Origin of the sequence: Alteribacter salitolerans, assembly GCF_016901055.1 — a bacterium.
GTDB lineage: Bacteria > Bacillota > Bacilli > Bacillales > Salisediminibacteriaceae > Alteribacter > Alteribacter keqinensis.
Genome location: NZ_JAFEUX010000001.1, coordinates 608,729 through 623,350, shown reverse-complemented (window position 1 = coordinate 623,350; position 14,622 = coordinate 608,729). Strand labels below are relative to the sequence as shown.

The 14,622-nt window shown below is 44.2% G+C and carries 12 protein-coding genes and 1 riboswitch; of the genes, 9 read left to right on the top strand and 3 right to left on the bottom strand.

The features are described from left to right. Positions 1-5: 5 nt before the first annotated feature. From resB to JSY36_RS02950, 4 genes are all read left to right on the top strand, one after another. Positions 6-1,676, top strand: coding sequence for a cytochrome c biogenesis protein ResB (resB, locus tag JSY36_RS02965; protein WP_205165153.1), 1,671 nt, complete (start codon positions 6-8; stop codon positions 1,674-1,676). Then, positions 1,657-2,847 (top strand): cytochrome c biogenesis protein CcsA, encoded by a 1,191-nt coding sequence (ccsA, locus tag JSY36_RS02960; protein WP_122896617.1) that lies wholly within the window; start codon positions 1,657-1,659, stop codon positions 2,845-2,847. The genes resB and ccsA overlap by 20 nt, the downstream gene beginning before the upstream one ends. A 365-nt stretch (positions 2,848-3,212) precedes the next feature. Continuing rightward, a complete protein-coding gene (locus JSY36_RS02955; protein WP_122896618.1) occupies positions 3,213-3,926 on the top strand; it encodes a response regulator transcription factor in 714 nt (237 codons plus the stop codon). Next, on the top strand, positions 3,926-5,701 hold the full coding sequence (locus JSY36_RS02950) for an ATP-binding protein (protein ID WP_205165152.1): 1,776 nt from the start codon (positions 3,926-3,928) through the stop codon (positions 5,699-5,701). The genes JSY36_RS02955 and JSY36_RS02950 overlap by 1 nt, the downstream gene beginning before the upstream one ends. Before the next feature lie 379 nt (positions 5,702-6,080). Here the strand turns inward: JSY36_RS02950 and JSY36_RS02945 are convergent, their stop codons facing one another. After that, positions 6,081-6,593, bottom strand: a complete 513-nt coding sequence (locus JSY36_RS02945; protein ID WP_205165151.1) for a MogA/MoaB family molybdenum cofactor biosynthesis protein — start codon at positions 6,591-6,593, stop codon at positions 6,081-6,083. Between the two features lie 158 nt (positions 6,594-6,751). Further along, positions 6,752-6,966, top strand: a riboswitch (cobalamin riboswitch). Positions 6,967-7,124: 158 nt separating this feature from the next. Here JSY36_RS02945 and JSY36_RS02940 point away from each other — a divergent pair. Genes JSY36_RS02940 through JSY36_RS02925 form a run of 4 tightly spaced genes read left to right on the top strand, consistent with a single transcriptional unit; the run spans position 7,125 to position 10,971 of the window. Next, complete coding sequence (locus tag JSY36_RS02940) at positions 7,125-8,099, top strand: ABC transporter substrate-binding protein (protein ID WP_205165150.1); 975 nt, start codon at positions 7,125-7,127, stop codon at positions 8,097-8,099. Beyond that, positions 8,068-9,129, top strand: a complete 1,062-nt coding sequence (locus JSY36_RS02935) for a FecCD family ABC transporter permease (RefSeq protein WP_236784414.1) — start codon at positions 8,068-8,070, stop codon at positions 9,127-9,129. Before JSY36_RS02940 ends, JSY36_RS02935 begins: the two co-directional genes overlap by 32 nt. Positions 9,130-9,146: 17 nt before the next feature. Continuing rightward, on the top strand, positions 9,147-10,439 hold the full coding sequence (locus JSY36_RS02930) for a heme ABC transporter ATP-binding protein (protein ID WP_205165149.1): 1,293 nt from the start codon (positions 9,147-9,149) through the stop codon (positions 10,437-10,439). After that, positions 10,414-10,971, top strand: a complete 558-nt coding sequence (locus JSY36_RS02925; RefSeq protein WP_205165148.1) for a cob(I)yrinic acid a,c-diamide adenosyltransferase — start codon at positions 10,414-10,416, stop codon at positions 10,969-10,971. The genes JSY36_RS02930 and JSY36_RS02925 overlap by 26 nt, the downstream gene beginning before the upstream one ends. A gap of 177 nt (positions 10,972-11,148) precedes the next feature. Here JSY36_RS02925 and JSY36_RS02920 read toward each other — a convergent pair whose 3' ends face one another. Further along, entirely contained in the window at positions 11,149-11,904 is a 756-nt protein-coding gene (locus JSY36_RS02920; protein WP_205165147.1) for a SurA N-terminal domain-containing protein, read from the bottom strand. Between the two features lie 158 nt (positions 11,905-12,062). On the opposite strand from JSY36_RS02920, the gene JSY36_RS02915 reads away from it, so the two are divergent. Further along, positions 12,063-12,875: a histidinol-phosphatase gene (locus tag JSY36_RS02915; RefSeq protein WP_205165146.1), complete on the top strand. Its 813-nt coding sequence runs from the start codon at positions 12,063-12,065 to the stop codon at positions 12,873-12,875. A gap of 100 nt (positions 12,876-12,975) precedes the next feature. Here the strand turns inward: JSY36_RS02915 and serA are convergent, their stop codons facing one another. Continuing rightward, positions 12,976-14,577 (bottom strand): phosphoglycerate dehydrogenase, encoded by a 1,602-nt coding sequence (gene serA / locus JSY36_RS02910; RefSeq protein ID WP_236784410.1) that lies wholly within the window; start codon positions 14,575-14,577, stop codon positions 12,976-12,978. Positions 14,578-14,622: the final 45 nt, after the last annotated feature.

Sequence of the window (14,622 nt, the reverse complement as noted above, 5' to 3'; positions counted from 1 at the left end):
TCATCATGAATAAAGTCAAATGTGAATGCGGACATCTCAACCCTTTTGGCACATACTTGTGTGAGTCATGCGGAAAACCCCTGAAAGAGGATGGAAACCAGCTGGCTAACATGCGTTATGAAGGAGTAGCAAGACGTTCGCAGACTTACAGGAAATCGATAGTAGATAAAATCTGGAACTTTTTTTCCTCTGTTAAAGTGGGAGTATGGATCATTGTTCTGACTTTAATCGGATCCTCGATAGGAACGATATTCCCGCAGGAAATGTTTATTCCACCCGGGCGACCGGCTTCCGTTTATTACTACGAGGAATACGGTACACTGGGGCAGCTTTTCTATCAGCTTGGCTTTCATAATCTTTACAGTTCATGGTGGTATATGCTCCTTGTGGCAGCCCTCGGTGTTTCGCTGGTTATTGCGAGTATTGACAGGTTTGTACCGCTGTACAGAGCGTTGAAAACTCAGAGGGTAACAAGACACCCGGGCTTTATGAAGCGTCAGCGTCTGTTTAAAAACACTGATCAGGTTTCAGAACCTGGTGTAAAGATAAAAAAAGCCTCTGACATACTTAAGAAACGTAAATATAACGTTCGGGAAGAAAACGGAAATCTCCTTGCAGAGAAAGGCCGTTTCTCAAGGTGGGGTCCGTACGTAAACCATATCGGTCTTATCATCTTTTTAATTGGTGCTATGCTTCGCCTGTTTCCCCAAATGTACCTTGAAGATCACATCTGGGTAAGAGAAGGCCAGGAAGTTGAAGTCCGGGGAACAGGAGGAGAATATTCGGTCCGAAACGATAATTTTCTGATCGAGTTTTATGATCAGGAGGACGAGCGTTTCCGGGAAGGTCTTGAACGTTCAGGAAGTGACGTCGTCAAAACCTACCAGACGACAGCAACCCTTTTCAGACAATCGTCGGAAACAATCGGTGCAGGAGAAAAAGAAGAGGTCAAACAGCATCAGATCCGGGTAAACGATCCGATGACGTTTGAAGGATTCTCATTATACCAGGTTGATTATAAGCTTAACGAACTGGCGGAATTCACGTTTGCCCTTGAAGAAATCGATGGTGATTCAGAAGGGCTTGAAGATGTCACATTTGATGTGAACCTTTACGATCCGGAATCATCCTATGAGTTTGATAACGGATACCGTGTTGAAATTTATGATTACTTTCCTAATTTTACATTTAACGATGACGGTGAACCTTCCACTTTAAACCGTATACCGGACAACCCGAGGTTTATCTTTGAAGTATTTGAACCGGGTGAAGAAGAGGGAGAGCTCAGTTTTGTTGGGATACAATTAAACGAAGCACTTGACCCGGATAATGAATACCGTCTTCGAATGGTGGACTTCGATACGAACAATGTAAGTGCACTTGCAGTCAGACGGGATCGTACCCTTCCTATTTTAATCCTTGGTGGAGTTATCTTTATGATTGGACTCGTTCAAGGTTCCTACTGGCACCACCGGCGCATGTGGATCCAAGAGCGGGATGGAGAGCTTTGGATCGCAGGTCATGCAAATAAGAACTGGAATGCATTGAAAAAAGACTTTGAGTACCTGTCTGAAAACACAGGTATTCCGGTACCGGATGACCAGACCGATGAAAAGGAAGAGGAAGCAGGTACCGATGAAGGAGTGAGAGAAGACGATGGCCCAGCTAAGCAGTAATTTACTTTTAATTTCATTTTTCCTGTACTTTCTTGCGACTGTACTTTTTGCCGTATCTGTTACAGGACGCCGCTTTAAAGATAAAGCAGGGAACGAAAAAAACCGCCTCGGCACATATGGATACATTTCATCTGTATTAGCCTTTGCCCTTGCAATCGGCTACTTCATAACAAGGTGGATCGCCGGGGGACATGCTCCTGTAAGTAACATGTTTGAATACACGACATTTCTTGGAATCATGATGAGTCTCGGGTTTGTTATTATTTATCCAATGTACAAAAGCCGGGTTCTCGGATTGTTTACGATGCCAGTTGTAATGCTCATCATTGCCTATGCATCTGTTTTCCCGACTGAAATTCAGCCGCTCATTCCGGCTCTTCAGTCAAACTGGTTGAAAATCCATGTTATTACAACTGCTCTCGGACAGGGGATTCTCGCTGTTGGTTTTGCAGCTGGTCTTGTGTATCTTGTGAGAGTCACCGACTTTAAACAAAAGTCCAGGAAAGTAACGGCATTGGAACTTGTGTTTTTCGGACTTTTATGCTTTGCGGGCCATGTTCTTCTGAGTATGGGCTTTGGCGCTGCAAACTACGAAGCAGACTTTGTATATGTAAACGAGTTTGCCCAGGAAGACGAGATCACTTACCAGCTTCCGGCTCTTATTGGTCCTAATGAAGGAACACTGATGACAGAAAACCGGTTCAGTCCTCTCATTAATGCACCGGATTTTATCGTACCCGATGATTTGAATGCCGTTATCTGGGCATTTATCTCAGGTACTGTTCTGTATTGGCTCCTGCGCCTTGTTATGAGAAAGCCAATAGGCGGCGCTCTGCAGCCCCTCGTCAGAGGAGTTAATCCACAAAGTGCTGATGAGCTCAGTTACCGGGCGATTGCGATTGGTTTTCCGATCTTTACTCTCGGAGGACTCATTTTCGCTATGATCTGGGCACAAATCGCCTGGACCCGATTCTGGGGCTGGGATCCGAAAGAAGTATGGGCATTAATTACATTTTTGTTTTACGCCGCATACTTACACTTACGGCTTTCAAGAGGCTGGCACGGTGAAAAGAGTGCATGGCTCTGTGTTATCGGGTTTGCGATCATTATGTTTAACCTGATTTTCGTTAACTTGGTTATTGCAGGATTGCACTCATATGCAGGGTTATAGGAATTGTTAGCAGCGTGTCTTGATTGAATGGACCGGTACGATGCTTGTCACACGAAGCCATTAATACAGGCCTTTGACGGGGTCTTCAAATGGCGTTTTATAGTTCATAAGCAGACTGGCAATGGCTTCGCCCGCTACTCGCCCGACACGGGAACCCAACTCGTGCAGGGATTTCAAAAGAGGGTAGCGGCTCCGCTCATTGCTTCCAGAGGGCGATTCATAAGGTAGTGCTATACCTTATGAATCGCCCTCTTTTTTCACTAATTGGACACATATGTTTTTGAACGGAATGTGACGAGTTGGATTAAGAAATGATAAACTAAAGGTATTGTTAAGATTTTGGGTGCGCATAGGGGGTAACATAGATGAATGCTGAAGCGAAACTGTTAGTGGTAGACGATGAAGAACGGATCCGCAGGCTTTTAAAAATGTATCTTGAACGTGAGAACTACGAAGTAAGAGATGCTGAAAATGGTGAAAAAGCTTTAGATATGGCTCTGAAAGAAGATTTTGACCTTATTCTGCTGGATTTGATGATGCCCGGGATTGACGGGATTGAAGTTTGTGAAGAGTTGCGAAAGCATAAAGCGACTCCTGTTATCATGCTCACGGCTAAAGGAGAAGAAGCAAACCGTGTTCAAGGCTTTGAAGCAGGAACTGATGATTATATTGTTAAGCCGTTCAGTCCGAGGGAAGTCGTTCTCCGGGTAAAGGCATTGCTTAGAAGGGCCTCAACAACCAAGTTTCTTCATACGGAAACACAGGCAAAGGATATTCTTGTTTTTCCTCACCTGACTATTGATAATGATGCTCATAAAGTTCTTGCCGGCGGGGAAGAGATTAACCTTACCCCGAAAGAATATGAACTTCTTCATTACCTGGCACAGGCACCTGATAAAGTATTTGCACGGGAGGATTTACTGAAGGATGTCTGGAACTATGAATTTTTCGGAGACCTGCGAACTGTGGATACCCATATTAAAAGGCTCAGGGAAAAATTAAACAAGGTTTCACCTGAAGCAGCGCATATGATCGCGACTGTGTGGGGGATCGGTTATAAATTTGAGGCGGGCAAGTAATGATGTTATGGAGAAGTGTAGTAGGAAAGTTATGGGCGACGATCTTACTTCTTGTAAGCGTCGTCCTTTTAGTCCTTACCGTCCTTTTGCTTCAATACTTTGAACGGTTTCACTCTGAACAGGCAGAAGAGCAGTTATTAAACCATGCATCCCTTATTGCAAGTCTGTTAGAAGATGAGCATACAGATGAAGCCGCTATCGCCATGTCAAGAAAAATTGCAGAAACATACTCTACCCGTGCTGTTATTGTAATGGATGAAGAGGAGTACTGGTATTCTTCAGACAATACACGTGGTGAGCTTCCTGTTGATTTATTTTATGAAGACCCAAGGCTTTCACGGGTCATGGAAAATCAGGAAGTTGTTGTCCAGCGGGGGGATTACGAACTTAATCTCAGGAATGGTGATCATCAGGAACTTCTGATTGTCGGTCTCCCCGTTAATCATAGTGCACAGACTGGTGCTGTCTATATGTATATGCCGCTTGATATTGTGAATGAAGCTTCAGTACAGACGAAGCAGATTATTCTTCTCAGTGCAGCAGTTGCCATTATACTGACAACAGTTTTTGCATTTTTCCTTACGACAAGAATTACAGCTCCTCTAAGAAAAATGCGGAGGGCGTCTCTTGAAGTGGCGAAGGGAAATTTCAACACTAAAATTCCGATCCGTTCCAATGATGAGATCGGACTGTTAAGCATGGCATTTAACCGAATGGCCCGTGCCCTTAACACTAACCTGGATATGCTTAACCGGGAGAAAGAACAACTCTCAAGAATATTAAGCTCCATGGCAGATGGTGTGATTACCCTCGACAGACGGGGTGAAATGAGCATAATGAACCCACCGGCTGAAGCATTCGTAAAAGCATGGACATACGAGAATAATCACGAATCTGAAATCTTTGTCCTTCCCGAAGAAATTAAACATCTGTTTAAACAGGTAACGGAAAAAGGACAGGAACAGATGGTGGAAGTGGATGTTCAGGGAAGAAGCTGGGTGATTTTGATGACCCCTTTGTATGATCAGGAAAATATCCGCGGTGCCGTTGCCGTCCTCCGTGATATGACTGACGAAAGAACCCACGACAAGCTGAGAAAAGATTTTATCGCCAATGTCTCACATGAACTCAGAACTCCAATTTCCATGCTTCAAGGATACAGTGAAGCGATCATTGACGATGTTGCAGGTTCTGAAGAAGAGAAAAAGGAACTGGCGCAGATTATCTATGATGAATCATTACGTATGGGCAGACTGGTAAATGAGCTTCTTGATCTTGCGAGGATGGAAGCGGGACACATCAGCCTGAATCTTGAACGGGTGAATACAAGAGAATTTTCAGAGAGGGTTGTAAGGAAGTTCAGCGGAATTGCGAAAGAACATGATGTTCTTATAGTAGAAGACATCGAAGCAACAGTTAATTCACTCTTAATGGATCCAGACCGAATCGAGCAGGTTCTTACAAATCTTATCGATAATGCGATTCGCCATACCCCTGAAAACGGACAAGTCACGTTGTGCGTGACCAATGTGGAAGGCGGGGTCAAAATGGATGTGATTGATACCGGAAGCGGAATACCGGAAGAAGACCTTCCCTTTGTTTTTGAACGGTTTTACAAAGCAGACAAAGCGCGTACCCGCGGCCGGTCGGGGACAGGTCTGGGCCTTGCCATCGTAAAAAACATTGTCCATGCTCATAAAGGCCGTGTTTCTGTTCACAGTAAGTTGAACGAAGGAACAACATTTACGGTGTTTTTACCGGATGGAAAAGAATAAAAACAAGAGCGCAAGTGCCTTGATATCACGAGGGATAAAAGAAAACGCCAGTCTTAGCGAAAGCCTTAATTGCCCTTGTGCTTTAGTGGAAACATTTGAGGGAGCCCGTCAGGCCGCTATCCAGGCTTCAGCTTCGAGCTTAACCTCCCTGTTAAATGTCAAGTTGCTTCGACGCATATAACTTCGCGGCTATAGAAACGAGGAAGAAGCAGGGGATGAAATGACCTCGAGCTCGCAGGCGTTGGAGCTGGACGTGGAAAAGTTTCATCCTAAAGTTGGACGCATTTCAGGAGATTTATAAATTCCAGAACAATGGGAAAAGCCCAAAGGCAGGATTTAACCTTTGGGCTTTTGTGTTTTTATAAGAGAGGAAGATAATTCAAAGATCTTTACGGACTTCTCTTACAACATGGCCAATCTCGGGAATAATCAGGCTTTCCATTGCGAGCTTTACGGCACCTGAACTTCCGGGTGTTGAGAAGATAACTGTTTTCCCTCTCACTCCGGCAATCGCCCGGCTGAGCATGGCTGCTGAGCCGATATCTTTCTCATAGCTCAAATACCTGAACAGTTCACCAAATCCGGGGATCGTCTTGTCAAGCATTTTTTCAACTGCTTCATATGTAATATCTCTCAATGCCAGACCCGTACCGCCGTTAATGAGTAGCGCGTCAACACGTTCATCGAGCTGGGCTGCCAGTACACCTTTTTGAATAGCAGTAAAATCATCTTCTACAATTCTGTGATCAAGCACTGCGTGACCGTTTTCCTCAAGGTATGACTTCATAAGCCTGCCGCTTTTGTCTGTTTCCATTGTTCTCGTATCTGAAACAGTCAGAACAATACAGTTAATGTGACGAGGTGCCTGTTTCTTGTGTTCATGAACACTCATGAGTGTGAACCTCCTTCTATAACTATTCCAGTAAGGTGTATATAATATAGGTTTCTCCAAAGGACAGACAGTACCTCCTTATATCAAAAGATATCAGATTTTTAATGACGAAACGAAACGAACGTGTGTATAATAGAGGAGTAAATACATCAAAAACATACGTTCTGCTGCTTTAAGGTCGTGCCGCTTACGGCACGTTAAAAGGGAAGACCGGTGAAAATCCGGCACGGTCCCGCCACTGTAAGCACATTGATTGTTTTCATAGCTGTAAGGCTATTGGGAGACTAACTCCATTCCACTGCCATCCGGCGGGAAGGAAGAAAACAGCCATATATGTGCGAGTCAGGAGACCTGCCTTAAAGTTTACGTACCTTCGGGAAAAAGGTAAAGCGGTGATTACTTGTTCAACATTGTTGAATTTAGTTTTCATATGCAAAACAACTGCCTTTTGTTCACAGGCAGTTTTTTTATTTTCTCTAAAATCCCGGTGAGATTTGTTTACGTAAAATGTACATAAGGGAGAGTTTGAAAATGAACAAAAAGAAATGGTTAACGGTTGTAATGGGAACTGTGCTTGTTATTGGAGCATGTTCACCGGAAGAAGCCGATGAGGTTTCGGAGGGCGGAAGTTCTGAAGTGGAAAATGGGGAACAGGAACTCTCAGATGAAGAGGCGTTTCCAGTTACAGTTGAAGATGCAAGAGGACAAGAGATCACGATTGAAGAGCAGCCTGATAACGTCATTTCCCTGCTTCCCAGCAATACAGAACTGATCTACGGCCTTGATGCATGGGATCAGCTGCAGGCGGTTACTTCTAACGATGATTATCCGGAGAAGGCAAGTGAGCTTCCAAGTGTAGGAGATATGGTTATCGATGTTGAAGCGGTTATAGCCAATGAGCCGGATCTTGTTCTCGCCGGGGCAATAAATGATCCCGAAGCACTTAATCAGATAGAAAGTGCCGGTATCCAGGTAGTCGTTATCGAAGATACAAATACGTTTGAAGATTTTTACCGAGTTGTTTCTACAGTTGGGGAAGTCCTCGGTAAGAATGATGAAGCAGGTGATCTGATTGCCTCATTTGAAGAAGAAATTGAACGGATAGAAAAGATCTCTGCTGATATTCCGGAAGAAGATCGTGTAAGTGTATGGGTCGAGGTCGGGGCAGATCCTGATTTGTTTACAACAGGATCAGGAACTTTTGTAAATGAAATGCTCGATGTAATTGGTGCAGATAACGTTGCTGGTGACCAGGAGGGGTGGGTCCAGTTTACGGAAGAGGATGCGGTAACCCTTAATCCGGATGTGATCATCCTGACATACGGGGCCTACGTTGAAGATGCGCGGGGGGATGTTTTAAACCGTTCGGCATGGCAGAGTATCCCTGCTGTTGAACACGAGAGGGTTTATGAACTTGAAGATTCAAATATCGTTACGCGCCAGGGCCCTCGGTTGATTGAAGGAGTCGAAACCCTTGCAAAATTTATCTACCCAGATCATTACTAACCGGCGACAGGTACTCACATATGTCATTTTCTTTACGCTCCTCACAGCAGCACTGTTTACAGGTGTGGGAGCAGGGAGCGTTTTCATTCACCCTTTTGAGGTGGCAAAGATACTCGCTCAGCAGCTGCCTGGGGTACAGATCCTTGTTGAAGATAAGAGTCCCCTCACCCATATTATTATGGATATCCGTCTGCCAAGGGTGATGCTTGCTTTGTTTGTTGGAGCTTCACTTTCGGTTGCCGGGGCTGCTTTTCAAGGGCTTTTACGTAATCCCCTGGCCGATCCGTATACACTTGGAGCCTCGTCCGGTGCAGCAGTAGGGGCAGTCATGGTCTTTTATTTCGGCATTACAATTCCATTTCTCGGTTCATTTACCCTTCCGGTCACAGCGGTGGCTGGGGGATTTGTTTCCCTTTACCTTGTTCTTATCATGGCAAGGCTGGTAAGCAGAACAATGGCTGTTGAAACGATTATTCTTATAGGGATTATTTTCAGTTCGTTTTTAGGCTCCGTTATTTCATTAATGATTGCCCTTAGTACTGATGAATTAAGGCAGATCATTAACTGGCTTATGGGATCTGTAGGGATGAGGGGCTGGCCGTATGTTTATTTAATCATTCCTTTCTTTATTACCGGTACGATTCTGTTGCTCGTACACTGGCGCGAGCTGAATGCTTTTGGTTTTGGTGAACAGTCTGCCCATCATTTGGGGATTGATGTGAAACAAAAAAAAACGGTAATCCTTTTTGCTGCCGCTATACTTACAGGCGCTGCAGTTGCGGTATCAGGAACAATAGGGTTTGTCGGCCTTGTCATTCCTCATTTTGTACGTCTTTTGAGCGGGCCTGATCATAAGCACTTGCTGATTCTTTCAGCTGCAGGGGGCGGGGCATTTCTCATATTCGCTGATGTCATTGCAAGAACAATACTTGCTCCTCAGGAATTACCGATAGGTGTTATTACGGCACTTATCGGGGCACCGGTTTTTGGGTTAATTTTGATTTATAAGATCAGGAACAGAAACGTATAGATTCGAGGTGATAATAAGTGATAAAAGTTCAGTCTCTGGAAGCCGGTTATGGAAACAGGCGAATAGTGAACGACTTGTCATTCCTGGTGGAAAAAGGGGAAGTCTATGGGGTTCTCGGACCTAATGGAAGTGGTAAAACAACACTGTTAAAAACCCTTACCCAGGCTCTCCCGTTCACAAAAGGAAAAATAGCTGTAGCTGGAAAACCTATAGAGAACTATCAGGTAAAGGAACTGGCACGTGTTATGGCCCTTCTTTCCCAGCACCATGAACAATCCTTTGCGTATACGGTAAAAGAAGTTGTGGCTATGGGGAGATATCCTCATAAAAAAGGACTCTTTCATTTTTCTGACGAAAAAGATGAACAGCTCGTTGAGGAAATGATGGAGTTGATGGATGTTACGGACTTTAAGGAAAAACCATTGTCAATGCTCAGCGGCGGGGAACAGCAACGGGTTTTTCTGGCAAGATCTCTCGTTCAGGAGCCAGAGGTTCTTCTTCTCGATGAGCCCACAAACCATCTTGATATTTCTTATCAGATTGAATTAATGAGCCGAATCGTCCGGCTTGCCGGAGAGAAGCGTCTCACAGTGCTGGCAGTTCTCCATGATGTCAACTTGGCAAGCATGTTTTGTGACCGCCTGCTTTTACTGAATGATGGGAAGAAGGTTGCAGAGGGAACCCCAGGATATGTTTTAAAGGATGAAAATCTTTCACAGATGTATAATACGCGATTAATAGAAAGCACTCATCCGACTGTTCCTAAACCGTTAATCACTTATGAACCTGATCATTATAGATCGGCTAATGGCACATTTATCAGATTTAAAGAGACAGCTGCAAAGCTGATCATTGAAAGCGGTGCTCCTTGGAGGGTCATTACAACCCGGAAAAACGGGCCGGCTATTCGGTGGATAAAACGTTTTACGTTTCTAAAAGAAGGGATACCAGGACAAAAGGAAAATCAGGAGCTCATATTTGACATCAGGAAAGGTCGTTGTACGATTGTAAAAGAAAAGCACAGCGGGGGTTTTTCGCTGATTCTTGTTTTAAATGAAGGCGAGGTTACTGTCTCAGCGTTCCTGAACGGCCGTTTAAGTGACAGCGGTATGTTTCACCTGGCAACACTCATCGCTGGCGCAGTCAAAGCCGCTGCGCCTGGCTACAGCCTTTGTGAAATGTGTATAGCTGTAACCGGGATGGGCGGGAGCTGGGGAGGGGAAAATGCGATAATGGAAAGTGCACGTGATCTTGTTAATGAAATTAAAAAAGGAGAGGTCAAACGTGAAGATTTATACGAAAAAAGGTGACAAAGGGAGTACCCACCTTATCGGCAGGCGGGTAGAGAAAAACCATCTAAGGGTGGAAGCCTACGGTACTGTAGATGAATTAAACAGCTTTATTGGAAGAGCGATCGCAAACCTCAGTCAAAAGACCTGTTCAGACGTAATTAAAGAGCTTACTGAAATTCAGCATCAACTGTTCGATTTAGGCGCAGATCTAGCCAATGTGATGGAATCTCCGTCCTATAAAACCAAGGAAATCTACATCGACACGATGGAAAAAGCCATCGATACCTATTGGGCGGAAGCACCTGAAATTAAGACCTTTGTCCTGCCGGGTGGCAGCGTGGGGGCTTCAGATCTCCATATCTGCCGTACAGTCGCAAGAAGAGCAGAGAGACGGGTCTTTGCATGTGCAAAAGAAGAATCGATTCCTGATGAAATAATAAAATATATTAACCGGTTGTCAGATTACCTGTTTGCTGCTGCGAGAGTTGTTAATTTCCGTGACGGGAATACAGATATTTTCTACAGAAGCAATCATGATGTATTTAAGTAAATGGTTGTGTTAAAGAGCATTGTTGATTTAATAAAAATGTGATTGCAGCGAATGCGTGACACTCCTGTGGAAGCAATGAGCGTAAATCAACACTATTTTAAGAGAGTCAAGTAAATAAATGCAAAAGAAAACCCCACGCTTTTAAAGCGTGGGGTTTCTGTATCCTGAGAAATTGGATTATACGTTGATTTCAATATCAGCATCTTCACGAAGCTGATCAATATATTTCTCCAGCTTAAGATTTTGTCTTAAGTCATCTTCCATTTCATCGAAATCTGCTTCAGGGTTTTGCTGGGCAATCTCTTCATATGCCTGCTCTACCTCTTCATCATTAACTTCAATAGCATCTTCTTCAAGGTGATCCAGCGTAATTAATTCTTCAACAGCAAGCTGCTGACGAATGTCTTCTTTTAATTCATCTTCGGTAAGACCGCTTTGTTCAAGGGCTTCTTCATACTGATCACGGTCTTCAAACTGAGCTTCAATAAGTTCGTCCAGTGTTTCTTCTACCTGCTCGTCAGATACGTCAATGTTCTGGTTTTGAGCTTCCTGCACTAAAAGCTCCTGATCTACCAGTTGTTCAACGATGTTTTGCTGCATCATTTGAACTTCTTCGGCAACCTCTTCATCGTCAAGTTCTACGCCTTGCTGTGCATACATTTGTTCAACCTGCATCATCTGCATATCATACTGGTCACGGGGAACTTCCTCGCCGTTCACAGTTGCAATTGGTTCACCGTCTTCTTCAGGAGCAGCCTCTCCGGCTTCACCTTCTTCACCTTCTTCACCGTCTTCATCAGTTTCTACTTCTTCAGTCTCTGGAGCATCTTCACCATCATTTACTTCAGGAGTTTCATCGTCCCCACAAGCAGCTAAAACTGAAATCGTAGTCACAGCGACTCCGATTGCAAGTGTCTTTTTAAAGCGTTTCATTTGGCATCACCTTTCTGAGCTGAAAATTTAATCCTTAGCATTAGTTCTCACTGTACCATATTGAGGAATGGGGTTTCAAATATTCAAATCTCTAAAAGTATGGACACGACGGGTTCTATGCTAGAATAGAAACCATCTTAATGGGGAGGGGATCATTGTTGCGTACTGATTTTCATAATCATCTGGAAAAAGGAACACTGACACTGGATTATCTGAAAAAGTTTACAGAAGAAGCTGAAAGAAAAGGTATTGATCATTTTGGTATTTCAGAACACGCCTATCATTTTGAAGAGACAAAAGAAATCCTCAGTAACACCTGGGTAAACGAACGTCGGTGGTACACGATGGAAGAATACGTGAATCTGTTCGACCAGGCGAAAGAAGAGGGAATCAATGTACTCATGTCCATCGAAATGGATTACACCCCGGGAAAGCATAAAGAGATGGCAGCTTTCATTCAAAAATATCCTTTCGACTACGTGATCGGCAGTGTCCACTGGGTAGGAGACTTTGGTATTGATCTTGCTGAATACAGAAAAGAGTGGGACAAGCGGGATGTCAAAGACGTGTATAAGAAATATTTTGACCAGATCGTTACACTTGCTGAGTCCAACTTGTTTGATATTGTCGGACACATTGACCTTGTGAAAATCTTTGGCCATGTGCCGGATGACCGGGAATTTATAATCGGTGAATATGAACGGATAACGAATGCGATTAAAGAGTCAAAAACGTGCGTTGAAGTAAGTACGGCCGGACTCAGAAAGCATGTAGGAAGAATTTATCCGGAACCCGACCTTCTGAAAATGTGTTTTGAGAAAGATATTCCGATCGTTTTGTGCTCGGATGCTCACGAACCTGAACATGTTGGATATGAATATGATCAGGCAGTAAGGCTGGTAAAAGAAGTGGGCTATACGAAAGTGATGACGTTTAAGAATGGCAGAAGAGAAGAAGTGGAACTTACATAAAAGAAGCCCCGGAGGGTTAAACTTCCGGGGCTCCTTTTATTTATTCAGAGATGGTTTCGGCTGAGTGGTTGCTGTTTACCAGTGCTGTTATTTTTATTATTTATAGTTCCAGAACAGTCACGTGTCGGATGTCATCTACATTTTCAAGAGCTTCAACCGTTACAGCGTCCATTTCTTTATCAACAGACAGGATCATCATGGCGTCTCCGCCCTCGGATTTACGTCCGACCTGCATGGTGGCAATATTTACATCATGATTTCCTAAAAGCTGGCCAACCCGGCCGATCACACCCGGTCTGTCATTATGCTTAATAAAGAGCTGGTGTTCTGAAGGCTGGAAGTCGACCGTAAAGTCGTCCACCTTGACGAAGCGCAGGCCGAAGTCCTGATTGGACGTTCCGAGGAGAGTAAACGTCTTCTGCTCTCCTGTAATAACCGCCTTGATCAGACTTTGGTAGCCGGTTTCCTCCTGGTTTCTTTTCTCGCTTAAGGATACGCCCCGCTCTCTGGCTATAAACGATACGTTTACATCATTAACATAGGAATCCACACGGCTTTTGAAGAAACCATTCAGAAAGCTTCTCGTAAGTATCGCAGTATCATTTTCTGCTAATTTACCGGAATAGACGAGCTCGATCTCTTTTACGGGGATACGCATACTCGTTGAAGACATTTTGCCCATTTTATATGCAAGTTCATAGAAAGGATGAATTTTTTCAAATGCATCCGATGAAATATGCGGGAAGTTCAGCCCGTGAATGATCGGTTTTCCTTCAGAATAGGCAAGAATTTCAGAAGAGACCTGCTCTGCCACACTGCGTTGGGCTTCCTTAGTGGAAGCAGCAATATGCGGTGTGAGAATGACCTGGTCAAAACTTTTAAGAGGGTGGTTCTGAAGAGGCTCATCTTCAAAAACGTCCAAAGCAGCCCCGCGGACCTGCCCGGTTTCAAGTGCTTCCACAAGTGCTTGCTCATCGATAATCCCGCCACGTGCACAATTAAGAATAAATACGCCTCGCTTTGCCTGCTCAAACTCCTTTTGACCAATCAAGCCTTTTGTATTTTTAGTAAGTGGTGTATGCACGGTAATGACATCACTCTCCCTGAGGATATCATCAAGTGAGCCTGAAGTGACGCCGAACTTTTCAGCCCGGTCTGCAGTTAAAAACGGATCGAAGACGATAACATTCATTTGAAACGCTTTTGCCCGGGAAGCAAGTTCAGTTCCAATTCGTCCGAACCCGACAATTCCCAGTGTCTTCCCGTAAAGCTCAAACCCTTCAAACTTCTTACGGTTCCATTCGCCTCTTTTTACACTTTCGTTTGCCTGAGGAATGTTTCTGAGCAATGTGATCATCATGGCAAAAGTATGCTCACACGTTGAAATCGTATTCCCATCCGGTGCGTTAATGACTATGACACCGTGTTTTGTAGCAGCTTCCAGGTCAATATTGTCTACGCCGACACCTGCCCGGCCGATAATCTTCAGATTGGGGAGGGTCTTAAAAGTGTCTTCAGTAACTTGTGTGGCACTCCTGACAATAAGGGCCTCTATTGTAGGATCAGGTTGAGTAAATTCGGTGATCGGCTGTTCTATGAGCCGAATTTGTGGATTAGTGAGCAAAGGTGTGAGCCCTTCATTGCTCAAACGGTCCGATACGAGAACCGTGAATGTCTTCGCAGCTGTTTTTGTGTCAGTCAAAGATAAGTCCCTCCTTGGTCTTGGTATGCTACACAATATATCAGA